The 19,344-nt window shown below is 57.0% G+C and carries 16 protein-coding genes; all 16 read right to left on the bottom strand.

Annotation, left to right across the window (positions count from 1 at the left end):
* Positions 1–66 precede the first annotated feature (66 nt).
* Entirely contained in the window at positions 67–1,221 is a 1,155-nt protein-coding gene (locus tag AUQ43_RS08580) for an iron-containing alcohol dehydrogenase (protein WP_062955842.1), read from the bottom strand.
* A 21-nt stretch (positions 1,222–1,242) separates the two neighbouring features.
* Complete coding sequence (locus AUQ43_RS08575; RefSeq protein WP_181838558.1) at positions 1,243–2,718, bottom strand: NAD-dependent succinate-semialdehyde dehydrogenase; 1,476 nt, start codon at positions 2,716–2,718, stop codon at positions 1,243–1,245.
* A gap of 18 nt (positions 2,719–2,736) precedes the next feature.
* On the bottom strand, positions 2,737–3,891 hold the full coding sequence (locus AUQ43_RS08570; protein ID WP_062956037.1) for an iron-containing alcohol dehydrogenase: 1,155 nt from the start codon (positions 3,889–3,891) through the stop codon (positions 2,737–2,739).
* A gap of 35 nt (positions 3,892–3,926) precedes the next feature.
* Entirely contained in the window at positions 3,927–4,589 is a 663-nt protein-coding gene (locus AUQ43_RS08565; RefSeq protein ID WP_008889927.1) for an ABC transporter ATP-binding protein, read from the bottom strand.
* Complete coding sequence (locus tag AUQ43_RS08560) at positions 4,586–5,362, bottom strand: ABC transporter ATP-binding protein (protein ID WP_062955841.1); 777 nt, start codon at positions 5,360–5,362, stop codon at positions 4,586–4,588. The genes AUQ43_RS08565 and AUQ43_RS08560 overlap by 4 nt, the downstream gene beginning before the upstream one ends.
* Positions 5,359–6,306 (bottom strand): branched-chain amino acid ABC transporter permease, encoded by a 948-nt coding sequence (locus AUQ43_RS08555; RefSeq protein ID WP_008889929.1) that lies wholly within the window; start codon positions 6,304–6,306, stop codon positions 5,359–5,361. Before AUQ43_RS08555 ends, AUQ43_RS08560 begins: the two co-directional genes overlap by 4 nt.
* 1 nt (position 6,307) lies before the next feature.
* A complete protein-coding gene (locus tag AUQ43_RS08550; RefSeq protein ID WP_008889930.1) occupies positions 6,308–7,207 on the bottom strand; it encodes a branched-chain amino acid ABC transporter permease in 900 nt (299 codons plus the stop codon).
* A 94-nt stretch (positions 7,208–7,301) separates the two neighbouring features.
* Positions 7,302–8,615: an ABC transporter substrate-binding protein gene (locus tag AUQ43_RS08545; RefSeq protein WP_062955840.1), complete on the bottom strand. Its 1,314-nt coding sequence runs from the start codon at positions 8,613–8,615 to the stop codon at positions 7,302–7,304.
* Positions 8,616–8,636: 21 nt separating this feature from the next.
* On the bottom strand, positions 8,637–9,974 hold the full coding sequence (locus AUQ43_RS08540) for an ABC transporter substrate-binding protein (RefSeq protein ID WP_062955839.1): 1,338 nt from the start codon (positions 9,972–9,974) through the stop codon (positions 8,637–8,639).
* A 244-nt stretch (positions 9,975–10,218) separates the two neighbouring features.
* The gene (locus AUQ43_RS08535) at positions 10,219–11,589 is read right to left on the bottom strand and encodes a sigma-54 dependent transcriptional regulator (RefSeq protein ID WP_062955838.1); all 1,371 of its coding nucleotides are present in this window, start codon (positions 11,587–11,589) and stop codon (positions 10,219–10,221) included.
* Positions 11,558–13,312 (bottom strand): PAS domain-containing sensor histidine kinase, encoded by a 1,755-nt coding sequence (locus tag AUQ43_RS08530; RefSeq protein ID WP_062955837.1) that lies wholly within the window; start codon positions 13,310–13,312, stop codon positions 11,558–11,560. Before AUQ43_RS08530 ends, AUQ43_RS08535 begins: the two co-directional genes overlap by 32 nt.
* Positions 13,313–13,550: 238 nt before the next feature.
* Positions 13,551–15,098 (bottom strand): TRAP transporter large permease subunit, encoded by a 1,548-nt coding sequence (locus tag AUQ43_RS08525; RefSeq protein WP_062955836.1) that lies wholly within the window; start codon positions 15,096–15,098, stop codon positions 13,551–13,553.
* On the bottom strand, positions 15,098–15,619 hold the full coding sequence (locus AUQ43_RS08520) for a TRAP transporter small permease subunit (RefSeq protein ID WP_062955835.1): 522 nt from the start codon (positions 15,617–15,619) through the stop codon (positions 15,098–15,100). The genes AUQ43_RS08525 and AUQ43_RS08520 overlap by 1 nt, the downstream gene beginning before the upstream one ends.
* A gap of 75 nt (positions 15,620–15,694) precedes the next feature.
* Entirely contained in the window at positions 15,695–16,789 is a 1,095-nt protein-coding gene (locus AUQ43_RS08515) for a TRAP transporter substrate-binding protein (protein WP_062955834.1), read from the bottom strand.
* A gap of 77 nt (positions 16,790–16,866) precedes the next feature.
* Complete coding sequence (gene hutU, locus AUQ43_RS08510; RefSeq protein ID WP_062955833.1) at positions 16,867–18,543, bottom strand: urocanate hydratase; 1,677 nt, start codon at positions 18,541–18,543, stop codon at positions 16,867–16,869.
* Positions 18,540–19,343 (bottom strand): N-formylglutamate deformylase, encoded by an 804-nt coding sequence (gene hutG / locus AUQ43_RS08505; protein WP_062955832.1) that lies wholly within the window; start codon positions 19,341–19,343, stop codon positions 18,540–18,542. Before hutG ends, hutU begins: the two co-directional genes overlap by 4 nt.
* Position 19,344: the final 1 nt, after the last annotated feature.

Here is a 19,344-nt window from a genome sequence, read left to right as displayed (position 1 = left end):
CCAAGCGACCAAACAGGCCGCCGGTTCTTGTGCCACGATACAAACCGAAGTTTGCAAACGGGCAAATCAATAAACGCTGCGATAAATCGCCTCGATTTCCTTGGTAGTCATGTCGCGCGGATTGCTGTCGATCAGGCGATGGATCTTGGTAAAGACTTCCTCGGCCATTTCAGGCAGGGACTCTTCGGTAACGCCAAGATCGCGCAGGCGGATTTCAAGACCGCTGGCCGGGACCATTTCCTCGATCCGTTTGACGAACGCCTCGGCGGCGGCGTCTTCGCTGTCAAAATCGACCCCTTCGATCAGGCACGGGGCGAGTTCGGCATACAGCTTTTTCGCGGCTGGCAGGTTAAAGCGGATCACCTGCGCCATCACCAGCGCATTGGCATGGCCATGCGGGATGTGGAAACGTGCGCCCAGCGGATAGGCCAATCCATGAATGGCGGCAACCGATGCATTGGCAAAGGCCATCCCGGCAATCAGCGATCCCTGCAACATGGCAGAGCGTGCTTGCTTGTCACCCGGATTTTCAATCACCTTCATCAGGTTCTTGCCGAGCAGCGAAAGGGCGGTGACCGCCATGCCATCGGCAATCGGGTTTTTGCGTGTGCGGCTGGTATAGCCTTCGATCGCATGGACCATGGCATCAAGGCCCGTGGCCGCTGTGACCTTTTGCGGCAGGCCATAGGTCAGTTCCGCATCAAGAAGCGCGATATCGGGCATCAGTTGCGGGGTGTAGACAACCTGTTTGAGGTGGTCGTTATCGGTAATCACCGACACCCATGTAACTTCCGATCCGGTCCCGGCGGTGGTCGGGATCTGGATCAACGGCAGGCGATCACCGGTTGCCTTGTCCACCCCATAGATCTCTTCGATGGTCTGATCGCTGTTGGCAAGCAATGCAACCAGCTTGGCACTATCGAGCGAGCTGCCGCCGCCAAGACCGATTACGCCATCCGCCTTCCATTCACGTGCACCGGCAATGGCGGCTTCGACGATTTTCTGGGGCGGGTCGGCTTCGACCTCGGAAAAGACCTGAACCGCGATACCGGCGGCCTCAAGTGCATCTTGCGCCTTTTGCGCAAAGCCCAGTTTGACGATGCCCGGATCGCAGACAATGGTGACACGGCTGGCGCCGAGTTCCTTCATCAGGCTGCCGGTCTTGGCAATGCCGCCGGCTTCGCAGACGATGCGCGGCACGCTTCGGAACATGAAACTCATGATGTGTCTCCTTATCCGGGATCAGTTGGCATTCCCGGCGAGACCGCCGAGGCACATATATTTAATCTCGACGAAGTCATCGACGCCGTATTTCGACCCTTCGCGGCCGATGCCGGATTCCTTGACCCCGCCAAACGGGGCTGATTCGGTCGAAATGATGCCTTCGTTGATGCCAACGATGCCGTATTCAAGCGCCTCGCCAACCCGCCAGATGCGGCCGATATCACGGGCATAGAAATAGGCAGCCAGACCAAATGGCGTGTCATTGGCCATGCGAATGGCGTCTTCTTCGCTGCTGAATTTGAACAGCGGTGCAACCGGACCAAAGATTTCCTCGGAGAAAATCCGCATATCCGACGTAACCCCGGTCAGAATGGTCGGGGTAAAGAAGTTGCTATCCGGTTTGGCCCGGTCACCACCCAGAACAGCCTTTGCCCCACGTGAAACCGCGTCTTCGACAAGTGCTTCGACTTTTTCAATCGCCTTGGCATTGATCAGCGGGCCCTGGGTGATGCCTTCTTCGGTGCCCAAACCGACACGCAATTTGCCAACGGCCTCGGCCAGTTTGGCGGCGAAGGCGTCATAGACACCTTCCTGAACCAGAATGCGGTTGGCACAGACACAGGTCTGACCGGCATTGCGGTATTTCGAGGCAATCGCGCCTGCAACGGCCGCATCCAGATCGGCGTCGTCAAAGACAATAAACGGCGCATTGCCGCCAAGCTCCAGGCTGACTTTTTTGACGGTATCAGAACATTGACGCATCAAAAGTTTGCCGACCTGGGTGGAGCCGGTGAAGGACAACTTGCGCACGATCGGGTTGGCAGTCAGTTCACCACCGATTTCCGCCCCGTGTGATGCCGTGACGATATTGAGTACGCCATCGGGGAACCCGGCACGTTTGGCCAGTTCGACCAGTGCAAGCGCGGTCAGCGGGGTATCTTCCGCCGGTTTGATGACGACCGTGCAACCCGCGGCAAGGGCCGGGGCACATTTGCGCGTGATCATTGCCATCGGGAAGTTCCACGGCGTGATCGCGGCAACAACACCAATCGGCTGTTTGACGGTGATGATGCGTTTGTCCGCGCCATGGGACGGGATGACATCGCCGTAAATGCGTTTGCCTTCTTCGGCAAACCATTCAAGGAAGGACGCGCCATAGGCCACTTCGCCGGATGCCTCGGCCAGGGGTTTGCCCTGTTCGCGGGTCATCAGCAATGCAAGGTCGGCCTGTGCCGCCATGCAGAGGTCAAACCATTTGCGCAACACATTTGCACGTTCCTTGGCGGTTTTGGCCCGCCAAGTTGGAAGGGCGGCATTGGCGGCATCAATCGCACGATTGGTTTCTGCCGCGCCCATATCGGGAACATCGGCAAGATGTTCGCCGGTGGCCGGGTCAACAACCGCAAAGGTCTTGCCGCTGTCCGATGCAACCCATTTGCCGTCGATATGCCCCTGGGTTTGCCAAAGGCCAGTATCATTTAGCTGGATGGTCATGGTGGCTATTCCTTTTCGTTACAGCACGGCGGCATAGATCGCGCGGGCGGCGTCGAACGTCATTTCACGCGGATTGTTGATCAAAAGGCGTTCAACCTTCATCGCATCGGTCGCCAGCATGTCGAGATCGCTTTCCGCCACGCCGACTTCGCGCAAGGTGCGGCTGAATGGCATGCGTTCGACCATGTCGGTCATGAAAGCAATGAAGCGATCACAGGCAGCATCGTCATTTGCGAACTTTTCACCCGGCAGAATGGCGCGGGCGAGTTCGGCATATTGCGATACGGCCGCATCCCGATTGAATTTCAAAACCTCGATCAGGACCAGCGCATTGCTGTGTCCATGCGGGACATGGAAATGCCCGCCCAGTGGATAGGCAAGGGCATGAACCGCTGCGACCGGGGCATTGGCAAAGGCCATTCCGGCCAGCATGGACCCCTGAAGCATGGCTTCACGGGCTTCGCGTGACGGGCTGGCAGAAACCGCATCATCGATATGGGCTGTCATCAGCTGCATCGCGCGGATGGCAAGTCCGTCCGACAGGGCATTTTTCTTGTGCTTGGTGGTGTAGGCCTCAATGGCGTGTACCATGGCATCAATGCCGGTCATGCCCGTGATCGGGGCCGGAAGGCCCATGGTCAGTTTGGCATCAAGCAGTGCGACATCGGGATAAAGCAGGCTGGACACCACGCCCTTTTTCTCGTGCGTTGGCGTGGTAACGATCGAAATCGGCGTGACTTCCGAACCGGTGCCCGCCGTGGTCGGCACCTGAATAAGCGGCAGGCGCGGAACGGTTGCCAGACCGATGCCATAGATCTCGTCAAGTTTCTGATCCTTGCCACACAGAAGGGCGACCAGTTTTGCGGTATCAAGCGATGAACCGCCGCCAAGGCCGATGACGATATCGGCCTTGAAGTCACGGGCACCCTTGACCGCGGCAAGAATGCTTTCCTCGGGCGGGTCTGCCTGAACATCGGTCCAAAGCAGGGTTTCAATCCCGGCTTCCTTAAGTGCTGCATAAGGGGCGTCGATCAGGCCAACCTTCTGCAAACCCGGATCGGACAGAAGAACGGCGCGTTTCGCGCCGAACTCCTTGCACAGGGTGCCGAGTTGCAAGGCACCGTCGAACTCGCAGATGACGCGAGGAGTGGTTTCAAACACAAAGTCTGACATGGGGACCTCGTCTTTTGACATGTCTGTTGTCGGGATCAGGCGGTTTCCAGTTCAGCCTTGGAAACGGTGCCACGTTCGATGCGATAACTGCCCGCCACCAGATCGGCGGAGTGGCTGTCATCAGATTCAGAGATCAGAACGCACAGCCCGCTGCTGCCAAGATCGGAAATGACTTCCGACAGGCGGCGTGACAGGACCGGTGCGACCCCTTCGAACGGTTCATCGAGCAACAAAAGATTGCGACCGGGCATCAATGCACGCCCGAGCGAGACCAGTTTCTGCTGACCACCGGAAAGCTGCAGCGCACGGCGATCCCGGAACTGGGCGATTTCCGGCAGCAGGTCATAGACCCATTTCAACCGTTCCTCGGCGTCCGCAATACCGTTGGTCCAGGCCGGAAGAAGAATGTTTTCCTCGACCGTCAGGGACGGGATCAGACGGCGATCTTCGGGCATATAGCTGATGCCGGCTTTGGCACGGGCAAAGTCAGCCATCTTGCGCAGGTCCTGCCCATCAAAGGTGATGGTGCCCTGATCTGCGTCCAGAAGGCCCATGATGGCGCGCATCAGCGTGGTCTTGCCCGCCCCGTTATGGCCGATCAGGCCAAACATCTTGCCGGACGGCACCGAAAGCGAGACATCGCGCAGGATCGGAATATTACCGATCGATACATCGAGATTACTGATTTCCAGGGTCATGATGCGCCATTCCCTTGTTTGGTGGTGGGACGATGGCCGGTCACAAGATCGCGGACCTGCTGATCGGCCAGAACAGCCGCAGGTTCGCCATCAGCAATGATTTCGCCGCTATAGAATGCCAGAACGCGCGAGACATAGCGTTCGACCACATCCATGTCATGTTCGACAAACAGCACGGTTACGCCATGCTGACGCACGGCATTCATGACCGTATCCATCAGGTCGGTTTTTTCATCCACGCTGACACCACTGGTCGGTTCATCAAGCAGCAGCATCTGAGGATTGCCGATCAACGCCATGGCGATATCAACTAGTTTACGCGCACCCTGCGGAACGGCGGTTACCAGTGAATTGCGATAGTTTTCGACACCGAATTCCTTAAGGATTTCCTCAGCCCTGGCAATACGGGCATCGCTGCGCAGGGGGCTTAGGAAACTCGGACGGGCGCTTTCGGCCGCAGCCAGCGCGACAATCAGGTTGTCGAGCACGGTCATTTCCGGGAACAGCTGCGCAACCTGAAAGGAACGCGCCATACCGGCCCGCGTGATCGCACGCGGGGAATGGCCCATGATGGACTTGCCGTTAAACAGGATCTCGCCGCGTGTCGGCTTGAGATAGCCCGTCACCATGTTGATGAAGGTCGTTTTGCCAGCCCCGTTGGAGCCGATCACACCAACGACTTCACCCTTGTTGATCTGAACGTTCAAATCCTTTGCGGCGATGACCGCGCCGAATTCCTTGTTCAGCGAACGTGTTTCAAGAATGCAGGTCATGCCCGTTCTCCTGTTTTTTCACGGCTGACCAGGCTCCACAGCCCTTTGGGCAGGAAGATAATGACCGCAAGCAGCGTGAAACCGAGGATCATCTGCCAGGTATGGGGAACGAATTCGATGGCGTAGGTCCGCACGAACGAGAACACGATGGCCGCAATAAACGGTGCTGCCACGTGGCCCAAACCACCCAAAAGCGCGATGAAGACAAATTCACCCGACGTGGTCCAATAGGCCATCTCCGGATCAACGTGGCCGGTGGCCAGCGCCGTCAGACCGCCGCCAAGGGCCGATACCGCAGCCGCAGCAACATAGTTGCCATAAAGCAACCAGCGCGGTGACAGACCAAGATATTCAACACGGACTTCATTTTCGCGAACAGCCTCGCAAATGACGCCAATGCCTGCCTTGGTGTACCGATGGATCAGAACAGCAACGATCAGACCAGAGACCACAGTCATGGTAAAGACGGTGTGCTGGCTGCCAGCGCCTGCTTCGGGGGCCCAGCCAAACAGGGTCCAGTCATGAACGTTAAAGCCGTCCGTGCTGCCCAGTTCCTGACTTTTGACAAGGATGCCAAACAGGATCATCGAAAATGCCAGCGACAGCATGGCAAAGAAGATTTCGCGATAGCGCGTCAGCAACAGACCCAACAGCATGGCAACGACGATTGCGACAAACATGCCAAGTGACAGGGCAGCAATCGCATCATGAATGCCAAAGAACTGGCCGCCCATGCCAACGGTGTAACCACCGATGCAATAGAACAGGCCCTGACCAAAGGATACGAGGCCGGAACGCATCTGCATGACGACGCCCTGGACGACAAGTGCCTTGGCCAGCGCGATGGTCAAAAGGAAGATCAGCCAACCCGGCGAAACGAAGCCGAACAGAACGCAGGCAAGCGCGATCAGTCCGAGCGAGATTTCAGTTTTATCAAGACGCATGTCAGATTTTCCTCGCCAAAGTACGGCCAAACAGGCCTTCGGGACGGAACGCCAGAACCAGTGACATCACGCCGTAAATGACGAACAGTTCGAATTCAGGGGCATAGTGAACAGCGGCTGCACGGCTTAGCCCGACCAAAAGGGCACCAACAGCGGCCCCTCCGATGCTGCCAAGGCCACCGATAACCACCACGGCAAAGGCCAGAACGATCACTTCGATGCCGATCCCCGGCACGACAGAGATCGCAGGCGCAGTCAGCGCACCGGCAAGTGCGCCCAGTGTGGTGCCCAGAACGAAGGTAATGGTGAACATCAGTTTCACGTTCACGCCCATGGCAACCGCGATTTCGCGGTCATGGATCACTGCACGCAGGACCTTGCCCTGATTGGTGCGTTCAAGCCACGCCCACAGGCCAAGCCCAAGCAATGCGGATACCCCGACCAGGGCGACGTCGTAATTGGAAACCTTAAGCAAGCCGAGCGATGTTCGCCCAAGCTCGGAATAAGGCTGATAGGCGAAATAGGGGCTGACACCCCAGACGATTTTCATACCGTCTTCAAGAATCAGAAGAAGGGCATAGGTAATGATCACCATCAGGATTTCGTCGCGGCCATACATGAGGCGCAGCAATCCGCGTTCGACGATCACACCGACAATCAGACCGGCAACCAGCGCGGCACCAACCAGCAACAAATAGCTGACCCACGCCGGGCCCATGCCGTTGTTGAAATACCAGCCAACCAGTGACGCTGCCGAATAGGCGCCGATGGCATAAAAGCTGCCATGCGCCATGTTCAGGATGCGCATCACCCCGTAAATCACGGTCAGGCCGGCAGCCACAAGAAACAGCCACGATGCATAGATCGAGCCATCAATCAGGACGGCAAGAAGACTTGTCATCACAAATATCCAGTGTGCAGGGAAAGGGGCGGACACCCCAAGGGAGACGGGATGTCCGCAGGATCAGGAAGCTCTGTGAAACAGAGCGGGCAACTTAGTTACACTTAGCGCCCGGGAAGCCGTCTGCGATCCAGTCCGCAGCAGCAACACCTTCCGGGGGTGTTACGCATTCGCCATCAAACGAAACAGCGTTCTTGATCGAGGCAACGCCATCTTCGTAGTGGTATTCACCATAGGTGATACCCTGCATGGCCTGATGACCATTGGCTCGTGCCATTTCAACCGTGCCCGAAACCGACTCAAAGGTTGCACCTTTCATCGCAGCAGCAAGTTGTTCTGCCGACGGGATTTCCTTATCGGCGACACCGGCATTCTCGGCGGCATATTTCAGACCAAGGATCGCCTGGGCCATCTTGGTTGCCGGATAGACCGGCTCAAGGTCATAGGCGTTCTGATAGACACCCTCAAACCAGGTGTTCAGTTCGTTGTCCGGGGCGAACTGGCCAAACGGGCCACGTGCACCGATGATCATGCCGTTCGGGGCCTGATCCTTGTAGGTGGCAAAGGATGCTTCGCCGCAGGTCAGAAGGCCGGTTGCATCTTCAAGCAGGCCACGTGCATTTGCCTGCAGAACCAGGGCTTCCATGTCACCACCCCAGAAGGAGCTGTGAACGATTTCCGGGCGCTTCACGGACAGGGCAGAGATTTCTGCACCGTACTGACCCTGATAGATTTTCGGGAATTGCTCTTCGACGATTTCTGCTTCGGGCATCAGGACCGATGCAGCCGCGGTGAAGTCAGCCCAGCTGTCCTGACCCCAGGAATAGTTCTGCTGGATACCGGCAAGACGGGTAACGTCCGGGCGGGTTGCCGCAAGGTAGCGAACCGCACCGATGTTATCGACAGATGCGTCAAGGCCGGTACGGAACATGTAGGCCGCGTCCGGGTTGTCAGCAAACAGGCGGGGAGTACCGCAATCATATGCGATGGTGAAGGTTTTCAGTTCTTCGGCAACCGGCGCAATCGCCAGGCAGTCGCCCGAAGAAACATAGCCGATGACAGCATCGACTTTCTGACGCTGAACAAGGTTGCGGTATTCTTCAACCTGCTTGGTTGCACCACCGGCTTCGTCGATGATCACGGCTTCGATTTCAGCACCATTGATGCCGATCTTGTCGTATGGTGCAGGCAGGTTGCCCTTGTTCAGTTCTTCAACAAGAACCTTGGCGGCATTTGCCGACGGAACGCCGAACGGACCAGCTGCCGGACCGGACAGGAAGGTCACGATCCCGACGCGGAATTTGCCGTTCTCAGCGGCCGATGCAGAACCGGCTGCGCCAGCTGCAAGGGCAAGCGCTGCGACGCCCGATACAAGGTATTTGCTGAATTTTGATTTATTGTTCTTCACTATTTCCTCCCTTGGGAAAGGTCATGGAGTTGGCGGTGGAACTGCCTCTGACCCGCCGGCCACGGCATCGCGGCGACGTTTGACCATCTCTTTCGATGGTTTGAGGTCTTCGGCATCGTAGATCGCCCAGTTCCCCACCATCAGTTTCGATGGTGGAAAGTCTTCGTTGTGGACGACCGTGCCCACGGCTTGCGCCTGGACAATCTGGTGAGTTTCGGGATCGATATAGGATGCAAAGCCCGGCGGATCTTCGGGCAGGGCCAGTTGCAATCCTTCAAGTGCGGTGATGAGCGCGCGGTCATCGTCAACGCCACCAGCCTTTTCAATGGCGCGTGCAATGGCGATGATCCCGGTATAGGCGCCTTCGGCCGCATAGGTCGGATAACGCCCGGTCATGTCGTGAAACTGTTTGACGAACCGCTTGTTACGGCCGGTGTCGGGCCAGTTATTGTGATGGCGTGCCGACAGGATCAAACCCGGATAGGGCTGATCACCAAGGGCCATCATCACATCGTAATTTGCACCGGTATCGAAATTGGCCAGACGGGTGGTTTCAAAGAAACGGGTTGATGCCGCCTGCTTGATAAAGGCGATGAAATCGCCGCCCCAAAGGGCGGTTACGACCACGTCGGCCTTCGCCGATTGCAGGGCGTTGATGTAAATCGAATAATCCGGCTCATAAAGCTTCGGCCACAGATCGCCGACGGTCTCATATTCGACACCCAGTTCATCAAGGGCGAGTTGCAGATCCGTCCAGGAAACATGGCCGTAATCATAATCCGGTCCGACAAAGGCAAGGCGTTTCCACCCGGTTTCCTTTTGCAGATCGCGTAAATAGCGCGCACCGGCGGCCATCGACGTCCAGCTGTCATTGGTGACGCGGAAGTAATAATCGTGGCCGGCCTCGATGCTGAGCCGCGATGATGCATGATCGGTACCGACCATGATGATCTTTTCGTTCTTGGCGAGATCGCTCACGGCGTGGGCCACTCCCGATGACACGATGCCGCAGAAGAACTTGGCATTGTCATTGGTGATGAAATCCTGTGCCAGACGGACCGCATAGGATGCCTTTGATCGCGGGTCATCGGCGATGACGCGCAGATTGGGCACATCCAGGCCGGACTTTGCTTCGGCTTCGAGGTCCTGAAGGGCGATCTTGATGCCGGAAATACTGTCGCGGCCATAGGTGGCCGACCGTCCGGTCATCGGGTACAAACAGCCGATGACAGCATCTGCGTTCTGTGCAGATGCGCCCAGCTCAAAACGTTCTGCCTGTGCGGTATTGGCCGCAAACAGTGCGAACGTGGCTACAATAATGGTGATGCACCCGGAAACCGGGTGTTTGAGCATCTCCATGACTTTCCTCCCTGCGAATGGTTGTTCCATCCGCGTTTGTACCTTTGTCTCGCTATTCCGCAAAGGCTGTGCCAGTTGCGAAATTTCGGCGCAAAGTCAGGAAAGCCGCGCGATTGACCGTTTTGGGCCAAAATCATGGAGCGGTCTTGAGCGCGAATTTGAGCGTTAGGCGCTCAAACAGCAAAACACCCTTGAGCGGAAACCGCTCAAGGGTGCATCGGAAATGCTTCGGGTTGGGGATACGTTATTGCAGGCCCAGCCTTTGTAGTCGGCGTTTCAGGGCATGACGTGAAATACCAAGTATTTCTGCCGCACGGCCTTTGTGACCGTCGGCCTGATCAAGCGCATCTTGCACCAGATGACGCTCGGTGTTGTCCATGCGGTCCTGCAATTGCGCATTGCCATCCGAAACTCCGCCATGCAGATCATCGGGGTTATCATCCGTGACGTGGAATTCAGCCGGCAGCAGGTCGGGCGAAATCTGTTTGGACGGATAAAGAATGGTCAGACGCTCAATCAGGTTTTTAAGTTCGCGCACATTGCCGCGCCAGCGATGATGGCGCAGCAGATCAAGGGTTGCATCGTCAAAATGGATCGGATGGCATCCTTCGGCCTTGGCCTGATGATCGGCGAAATGGTCGACCAGTTTGATAATGTCCTCGCCGCGGTGGCGCAGGGCGGGGATATCAATGGTGATGACGTTCAGGCGGTAAAACAGGTCTTCACGGAAATTGCCCAACCGGACTTCCTCGGCAAGGTCGCGGTTGGTCGCGGCAATCACGCGGACATCGGCCGATGCGGAATGTTCGCTCCCGACCGGGCGATAGTCGCCGTTTTCAAGGAAGTGCAAGAACTTCGCCTGCAGCGCCAGCGGCAATTCGCCGATTTCATCCAGAAACAGACTGCCACCATCGGCAAGACGGACAAGGCCGGTGCGTTTCTGATGCGCGCCGGTGTAGGAGCCCTTTTCGGCGCCAAACAGTTCGCTTTCAATCAGCTGTTCTGGCAGGGCGGCACAGTTGACCTCGATAAAGGCGTTGGAGGCACGCGGGCTTTGGCCGTGAATTGCGCGCGCAACCAGCGCCTTGCCGGTCCCGGACTCCCCTTGCAGCAGGATGCGGCTGGCACTGCTTTGTGCGACACGGTCGATCGTTGTGCGCAATTCGCGCATCGGCGCGCATTCGCCAATCAGACCGTTGGTCGGGACATTGCGCTTGCGGTGGTAATCAAGCTCAAGCGCGGTGCGGTTCTGATCAAGGGTGGTGTTGATCGTGTGGATCAGCTCATCAAGTTCGAACGGCTTGCTCAGGTAATCGGCCGCACCAAGCTTGACGGCTTTCACCGCCGCACGGGTATCGCCATGGGCCGAAATCATGATGACGGGCACGTCGATATCAAGTTTGCGGATGCTATCAAGGACCTCCATACCATCGGCACCGGGCAGGCGCAGATCAAGCAGGATGATATCGAACTTGTTTTCACGGACTTGCAAAAACGCATCTTCACCGGAATGGACGCCGGTGACATCCATGCCTTCGGTACGAAGCGCAAAGCTTAGTGATCGGACGAATGATTCTTCATCATCAACGATCAGAATCCTGATCTGGCGGGGCATTTTTCGATGTTTCCTCCTTTGAAGTTTCCGATTTCGTTGCCGGGAACTTCAATGTGATTGTCGTGCCCTCTTGCGGGGCACTTTCAATATTGATTGAACCGTTATTTGACTCGACCAGTTGTTGGCTGATTGTCAGGCCAAGTCCGGTTCCTTTGCTTTTCATGGTAAAAAATGGCTGCACGACGTCAAGCAAATGCTCTTTGGGGATGCCGGAGCCATCATCGGTGACGCGGATTTCGACCTGATCGTGGTGGCGTTCTGCGCGCAGGCTCACTGTGCCGCCGGGCTGGCAGGCCTGAATCGCATTGATCCCGATATTGAGCAGGATCTGCAGCACCTGATCGGGGTCGACAAAGATCGTCAGGCGGGAATCGCCGCTGGTGTAAAACCGCACCTGGGCCTCTTCGGCGACCGGGGTCAGGACGCGCGATGACTGTCGGAACAGATCCCGTATTTCGGTTTCCTGCGGGCAAGCCTCACCCGGTCGGCCATAGGCCAGAAGATCATTCACCACGCGTGACAGACGATCAATCTGGTGGCCCATATCATCCAAAAGTGTTTTGCGCTCGCCATCGGGTTCCTTGCGCACAAGGGCCTGAACGGTGGTTTTCATCGTCGCCAGCGGATTGCGGACCTCGTGCGCCACACCGGTGGCAAACTGGCCCAGAACGGCAAGTTTTTCGGCGCGCACTGTCCGATCAATCAGGTCTTTAAGCTGCCAGGCCATGGTGTTGAAGGCCTTGGCGACCGTGCTGATTTCATCGCGACGGCGACCTTCGGGCAGGCGGTAATACAGATCGCCCGATGCAATACTGTGTGCCCCCTGAACAAGTGTATCGACCCGTCGGCGCAGACTGCGCGACAGGGCAAAAAAGATCGCCAGAATAACCACAATGATGACGGCGGCTGTCACCGTCAGCCAAAAGCGCGTTTCATCAATCGGCTGCAGGATGGTGCCCGGTCGAACACTCATCACAAGGTTCCATCCCGGAAGGATGCTGGGGCCTTCGATCAGTTCGCCAGTGACCTCGGTCGGCCGCCCGGTGGCATCAAGAACAATACCGCCCGGCGTGCGCAAAAGCGGATCAATCACGCCCGACACCCCGGCACTTGCCAGAAGCTCGGTCAGGGATGCCAGACGCACATGCAGGGCCACAGACGTGTTCTGCCCCAAGCCGGTATCGCGGATATGGGCCCGCATCAAGATCCAGCCGGAATTGCCATTTTCGGGCAATTTGGGACCGATAAACTCAATACCTTCGTGCTCTACACGCGGCAGGCCGGAAATATCCCAGCCGTTTTTCGACCAATAAGGCGGGCCGGATGCGGCTTGGCCGGCGACCAGGCGATCAAGATTGTCGTACCAGTCAAAAAACAGCACACCATAAAGGTCGGGCGAATCTGCCTCCACCCGAAGCAGGGTCAGGGCCTCTTCAGCCTGTGGGGAATTCGGCGCTTCAATAAAGGCCGGCAGGGCCGGGTGGTTGGACAGCGTAACCAGCTGATAGATGCGCGCATCAAGAAAGGCAGAAAGCTTGTTTGACGTTGCCGCGACCTGCGCACTGAGCCGTTCACCAGTCAGACGGTCAATCAGTTCATTGGAAAAGCGCTGATAAAAGAAACTGAGTGCCAGAAGCGCGCACACGACAACACCGACCGATAACAAGGTATATCGGCCCACAAGGCTTAGTCGTTGATTTCGGGACCAATGAAATCCGGTCACGAGCGTTCCCTGTTCTCAGCGTTTTTCGTTTTATTGTTTCCTAAGTTCTCGCCGAATTCCGCCAAAACGGCAATGCAAATATCTACAACTTTCCGGTGTGATGCTTTGGGTGGCCTTGCAATTACGTGTCACAAAGGGCAGCAATCAGCTTGATACATTTGACCTTGCCCATATATGCCAGCACTAAAAAACGCCCCGGAACGAACCGGGGCGTTTTTTGTTTTCGATGGGTTTTTACTTAGAACACGACACTTGGCAGCCAGTTGGCGAGTGACGGCCACAGCCAGATCACGAAAATGCCAAACAGCTGAAGGGCGATGAACGGAATGACGCCCTGATAAATCTGGCCGGTGGTGATTTCCGGCGGGGCGGCACTGCGCAGATAAAACAGCGAGAAGCCGAATGGCGGGGTCAGGAACGATGTCTGCAGGTTGATTGCAATCAGGATCGCCAGCCACACCGGATCGTGGCCCATCATGATCAGGCCCGGCGCAATCAGCGGCAGCAGGATCACCGTGATTTCAACGAAATCAAGGAAGAAGCCCAGCACAAAGATCAACGCCATGCAGAAGATCAGCGCCCCTGTCGGGCCACCCGGCATGGATTCAAGAATTTCTTCTACATGGTCTTCGCCGCCCAGCCCGATAAACACCAGCGAGAACATGCTGGCCGTCAGGATGGTGGCAAAGATCATTGAGCTGACCGTCATGGTCGACGTCAGGGCCGATTTCAGAATGTCGGTCTTCCATGCCTGACGCAGGCAGGCGAGGATCGCGATAATTCCGACAACAGCCAGCGTCACATAACCGGCACCCAACACATAATCGAAACCGGTCAGATCACTGCGCTGGAAACGCACTGGCGCGACACCAGCCATGACTGCAAGAATCAGAAGTGCCACAGTCCCGGTCAGAACCAGATTGCGGTTCGCCCCCTGACGGACGCCCGCCATCAGGATCGCGCCGATTGCACCCACTGACGCCGCCTCGGTCGGGGTGGCAACGCCGCCCAGAATGGCACCCAGCACGGCAATGATCAGAAGCACAGGCGGCAAAACTGCACCGACCACTTCGCCCACACTGGGGCGGCCATCATCACTTTGCACCGGTGGCATGTCGGCCGGGCGGAACACCCCGCGCAGCAGGATATAGATGATATAAATCGCCACCAGCGTCAGGCCGGGGATCAGCGCGCCGGCAAAAATCTGCCCGACCGAAATGGTTTCAATCGTGAACTTGCCCTGTTCGTATTGCGCTTGCTGATAGGCCGACGACATCACGTCAGACAGAATGATCAAAAGCGTCGAGGGCGGGATAATCTGGCCCAATGTGCCTGCGGTGCAGACAAGGCCCGATGCCATTTTGGGGTTATAGCCAGTGCGCAACATGGTTGGCAGGGCAATCATGCCCATGGCAATGACAGTGGCCCCGACAATCCCGGTCGAGGCCGCAAGCAACGCCCCCACCAGCACCACCGAAATGCCCAGGCCGCCGCGCAACTGCCCAAACAGTCGGCCCATGGTATGGAGCAAATCTTCGGCAATGCGGGATCGTTCAAGGACGACACCCATGACGACAAACAGCGGGATGGCGATCAGGACATCATTGGTCAGCGTACCAAACACGCGCTGACCGAACGCCCCCATCAGGCCGATATTCATCGAATCCGTGACCCAGCCGAGATAGCCAAAAATCACCGCCGTTCCGGCAATCGAAAACGACACCGGAAAGCCCAGAAGGATGCAGCCCATCAGGGCGGCAAACATCAAAAGATCAAGATATTCCATTAGCTTTGCGCACCCCGGTCTTCAACGCCACTGCGCAAGGCAATGATCTGTCTGAGCAAGCAGGCGACAGACTGAATAATCAAAAGAATGCAAAAGGCCGGTATCAGTGATTTCAAAAGCCAGACGGCGGGAATGCCACCCACCGAAATGGCCCCTTCCATCATCGCGATCGAATTGACCACCGACGGCCAGGTCCAATACAGCAGGGCTGCCATCGACGGGATTGCCAGTACCACATAGCCAAACGCATCGATCCGCGCCTTGGTCCTGTCGGTGGCTGCGGCATAAAAAATGTCCACGCGGACATGGCCATCAACCAACAGCGTATAACCCGCCCCCAACATGAACAAAGCGGCATGCAGATACAGAACGCTTTCATTTAGCGCAATCGAACTAAACCCGAAAACATAGCGCAGCATGACCACGGTAAATTGCAACAGAACCATCAAAAGTGCGAACCAGCGCACAGTCTTTCCGGTCCAAATGTTTACCTGATCAAGTGCATCAGCAAGGCGTTGCATGACATCTCCCCGCGAAAGGCACGCCTGAAAAGAAAAAACCGACGCTGGTTTGTCCAGCGTCGGTTTCAGTGTTTATCAGAAGCCGAGCGCTTTGGCGCGTGCATTCATCTGACCGTTATCGGCATAGGTCATGTAACCGCCGATCAGGTCACGGTAAGAAACAAAGCTTTCCGTAACTTTGCGGGTCAGTGCATCGTCGCTTTCGCGAAGCTCCGCAATCACCTCGGCACCGGCTTTGGCCATGGCTTCGACAACTTCGTCCGGAAGCTTGCGAACCTTGACATCCTGTTCTGCAACAAGCTGTTTCAGCGCCATGGCATGCTTGGTCTCGTACTCGGTCCAGACTTCGTTATAAAGGCTGTCTGCCGCGAACTTGACGACGGCTTTCAGGTCATCGGGAAGATCGGCATAGGCCTTGGCGTTCACCGCACATTCCTCGGCTGAGGACGGCTCACCAACACCCGGCCAGTAGTAGTTCTTGGCAACCTGATAGAAGCCAAGCGCACTGTCACTCCACGGGCCAATGAACTCACCGGCATCAAGCGCACCAGACTGAAGTGCCTGGAACATGTCACGGCCGCCCATGGCCTGAACCGCCATGCCAAGTTTCGAGCACATCTCCGATGCCAGACCGGTGGTACGGAACTTGAGACCCTTGAGGTCATCTACCGAGTTGATTTCGTTGCGGAACCAACCTGCCCACTGCGGGCCGGAGTTACCGCAAAGGAACGGTTTAAGACCGAACTGGCCATAGACTTCGTCATACAGTTCCTGACCGCCACCATAGTTCAGCCAGCCAACCTGTTCATCGGCACGCAGGCCAAACGGCTGCGACCCGAACAGAAGGATACCTTTGGATTTCGAACCCCAGTATGCCGGAACCGCGTGATAAATCTCGGCCGTACCTTCGGCGACGGCGTCAAAAACACCATTGCCCGGAACCAGTTCGCCAGCCGCATGAAGTTTGACTTCAAGACGACCGCCCGAAAGTGTGGTGATACGGTCTGCCAGTTTCTGTGCAGCGACACCCGGCCCAGGCAGGTTTTTCGGCCATGCGGTAACCATGTTCCACTGGCGCTTGTCCTGTGCGATGGCAGGGGTTGCGAATGTTGCAGCGGCCGCTGCACCTGCGCCGGCAACACCGGCGGTCAGAAATTCACGTCTTTTCATGTTAAGAAGCCTCCTTGATTGTACCCCAAAAGGGCGGTGCAGGGGCAATCGTCATTGCCCCCACGTGAAAGTTCGACTTACTTGCCGAGAATCCCGGGCAGGTTCAGCCCGTGTTCTCGTGCGCAATCCAGTGCGATGTCATATCCTGCATCCGCATGACGCATCACACCGGTTGCGGGATCGTTCCAAAGGACGCGTTCGACCCTTCGTGCGGCATCTTCTGTGCCGTCACAACAAATCACCATGCCGGAATGCTGCGAGAAGCCCATTCCGACACCGCCGCCATGATGCAGCGATACCCAGGTTGCCCCGGACGCCGTATTCAGCAGCGCATTAAGCAACGGCCAGTCACTGACCGCATCCGAGCCATCTTTCATGGCTTCGGTCTCGCGGTTCGGACTTGCGACCGAACCGCTGTCAAGATGGTCACGCCCGATGACGACCGGGGCTTTCAGTTCACCATTCTTGACCATTTCGTTAAACGCCATACCCAGACGATGGCGCTGTCCCAGACCGACCCAGCAAATACGCGCCGGTAGGCCCTGGAACGAAATGCGTTCGCGCGCCATATCCAGCCAGTTATGCAGGTGCGGATCATCGGGGATCAGTTCCTTGACCTTCTGGTCGGTCTTGTAGATGTCCTCCGGATCACCCGAAAGTGCTGCCCAACGGAACGGACCGATGCCCTTGCAGAACAGCGGACGGATATAGGCCGGAACAAACCCCGGGAAAGCAAAGGCGTTTTCAAACCCTTCCTCAAGCGCCATCTGACGGATGTTGTTGCCGTAATCGACCGTCGGGACGCCCGCCTCGTGGAAGGCAACCATGGCCTCGACCTGAACGCGCATCGAAGCACGTGCGGCCTTGGAGACAGCCTTGGGATCGGATTCCTGCTTTTCGCGCCATTCGGCAACGGTCCAACCCTGCGGCAGGTATCCATGCACGGGATCATGTGCTGATGTCTGGTCGGTGACGATGTCCGGGCGAACGCCGCGCTTGACCAGTTCCGGGAAGACATCGGCCGCATTGCCGATCAGGGCAACGGACTTGGCTTCGCCTGCCTTGGTCCAGCGTTCGATCATTTCAAGCGCTTCGTCCAGCGAATGGGTCTTCTCGTCGACATAACGGGTGCGCAGGCGGAAGTCTGCACGGGTTTCATCGCACTCGACTGCCAAACAGCATGCACCGGCCATCACGGCGGCCAACGGCTGTGCGCCACCCATGCCGCCAAGGCCACCGGTCAGGATCCATTTGCCCTTAAGGTCACCGTCATAATGCTGGCGGCCTGCCTCGACAAAGGTTTCATAGGTGCCCTGAACGATGCCCTGTGACCCGATATAGATCCACGAACCCGCCGTCATCTGGCCATACATCGCCAGACCTTTCTTATCGAGTTCGTTGAAATGGTCCCAGTTGGCCCAATGCGGCACAAGGTTGGAGTTCGCGATCAGAACGCGCGGTGCGTCCTTGTGGGTGCGGAATACACCAACCGGCTTGCCTGACTGCACCAGAAGGGTCTGATCATCTTCAAGTTCCTTCAGGCTGGCAACGATCTGATCGAAGTCCTTCCAGGTGCGCGCAGCCCGGCCAATGCCGCCATAAACAACCAGCTCATGCGGGTTTTCGGCAACATCGGGATGCAGGTTGTTCATCAACATGCGCATCGGTGCTTCGGTCAGCCAGCTTTTCGCCGAAATTTCGCTCCCGGTGTCGGGATAGATATCACGCTGGTTGTGACGCGGATTGTTGGTCATGACTTGCCTCTTAGTGCTGGGGCCAAATCGGCCAGTGTCTTAAGGATTTCAGTAAGATGCGTGCGCAATTTTGCTGCACGGCTTTCGTCATAGGACCAAGGGGCTTCCTCGGCCGTCAGATAGGTGGATTGCGCCAGTTCCATCTGGATGGCGTGTTGATTGATCTCCGGGCGGCCGTAATGGCGGGTGGTCCAGCCACCCTTGAAACGACCGTTCAGAACCGCACTGTATCCTTGGGCCTGCGAACAGATTTCCGACGTCAGCGTTTCGATCATCGGATCGCATGTCGCGCCCAGATTGGTGCCGATATTGAAGTCCGGCAGGGTCCCGTCAAACAGGAACGGAATGTGCGAGCGGATCGAATGGCAATCATAAAGGATCGCCACACCGTGTTTGGCGCGCACGCGCTCAAGCTCGGCGGCCAGTGCCTGATGATAGGGCGCGTGGAAGGTTGCCGCCCGATAGGCGATGTCATCCTCGGTCGGGGCAACGTTCCAGATATTCTCGCCGTCAAAATCGGTCAGCGGCACAAGGGTGGTGGTGTTTTGACCGGGATAAAGGCTGACACCTTCGGGGTCGCGGTTGGCATCAATCACATAACGATGGAACGTCGCACGCACCGTCGTCGCACCATCCAGCAACCCGTCATAAAGGGTGTGAATATGCCAGTCGGTATCAGCCAGTTCACGGCCACGATCATTCAGCTTTGCTGCAATGTCACCTGGCACAAAAGTACCCGTGTGGGGCAGACCCAGAACGACCGGGCTATCGCCGCGCTTGATTTCAACCGGGTTGGTCATG

Origin of the sequence: Thalassospira sp. MCCC 1A01148 (assembly GCF_001613795.1) — a bacterium.
Lineage (GTDB): Bacteria > Pseudomonadota > Alphaproteobacteria > Rhodospirillales > Thalassospiraceae > Thalassospira.
The sequence above is the reverse complement of the archived record's forward strand: the minus strand, read 5'-3'. Positions and strand labels throughout refer to the sequence as shown.

Coding starts and splice junctions, on each gene's coding strand:
- AUQ43_RS08550 (WP_008889930.1), bottom strand. CDS start 7,207: ATGACAAGTCTTCTTGCCGTCCTGATTGATGGCTCGATCTATGCATCG.
- hutG (WP_062955832.1), bottom strand. CDS start 19,343: ATGACCAACCCGGTTGAAATCAAGCGCGGCGATAGCCCGGTCGTTCTG.
- AUQ43_RS08520 (WP_062955835.1), bottom strand. CDS start 15,619: ATGCAACGCCTTGCTGATGCACTTGATCAGGTAAACATTTGGACCGGA.
- AUQ43_RS08535 (WP_062955838.1), bottom strand. CDS start 11,589: ATGCCCCGCCAGATCAGGATTCTGATCGTTGATGATGAAGAATCATTC.
- AUQ43_RS08515 (WP_062955834.1), bottom strand. CDS start 16,789: ATGAAAAGACGTGAATTTCTGACCGCCGGTGTTGCCGGCGCAGGTGCA.
- AUQ43_RS08555 (WP_008889929.1), bottom strand. CDS start 6,306: ATGCGTCTTGATAAAACTGAAATCTCGCTCGGACTGATCGCGCTTGCC.
- AUQ43_RS08525 (WP_062955836.1), bottom strand. CDS start 15,098: ATGGAATATCTTGATCTTTTGATGTTTGCCGCCCTGATGGGCTGCATC.
- AUQ43_RS08565 (WP_008889927.1), bottom strand. CDS start 4,589: ATGACCCTGGAAATCAGTAATCTCGATGTATCGATCGGTAATATTCCG.
- AUQ43_RS08560 (WP_062955841.1), bottom strand. CDS start 5,362: ATGACCTGCATTCTTGAAACACGTTCGCTGAACAAGGAATTCGGCGCG.
- AUQ43_RS08540 (WP_062955839.1), bottom strand. CDS start 9,974: ATGGAGATGCTCAAACACCCGGTTTCCGGGTGCATCACCATTATTGTA.
- hutU (WP_062955833.1), bottom strand. CDS start 18,543: ATGACCAACAATCCGCGTCACAACCAGCGTGATATCTATCCCGACACC.
- AUQ43_RS08570 (WP_062956037.1), bottom strand. CDS start 3,891: ATGTCAGACTTTGTGTTTGAAACCACTCCTCGCGTCATCTGCGAGTTC.
- AUQ43_RS08580 (WP_062955842.1), bottom strand. CDS start 1,221: ATGAGTTTCATGTTCCGAAGCGTGCCGCGCATCGTCTGCGAAGCCGGC.
- AUQ43_RS08575 (WP_181838558.1), bottom strand. CDS start 2,718: ATGACCATCCAGCTAAATGATACTGGCCTTTGGCAAACCCAGGGGCAT.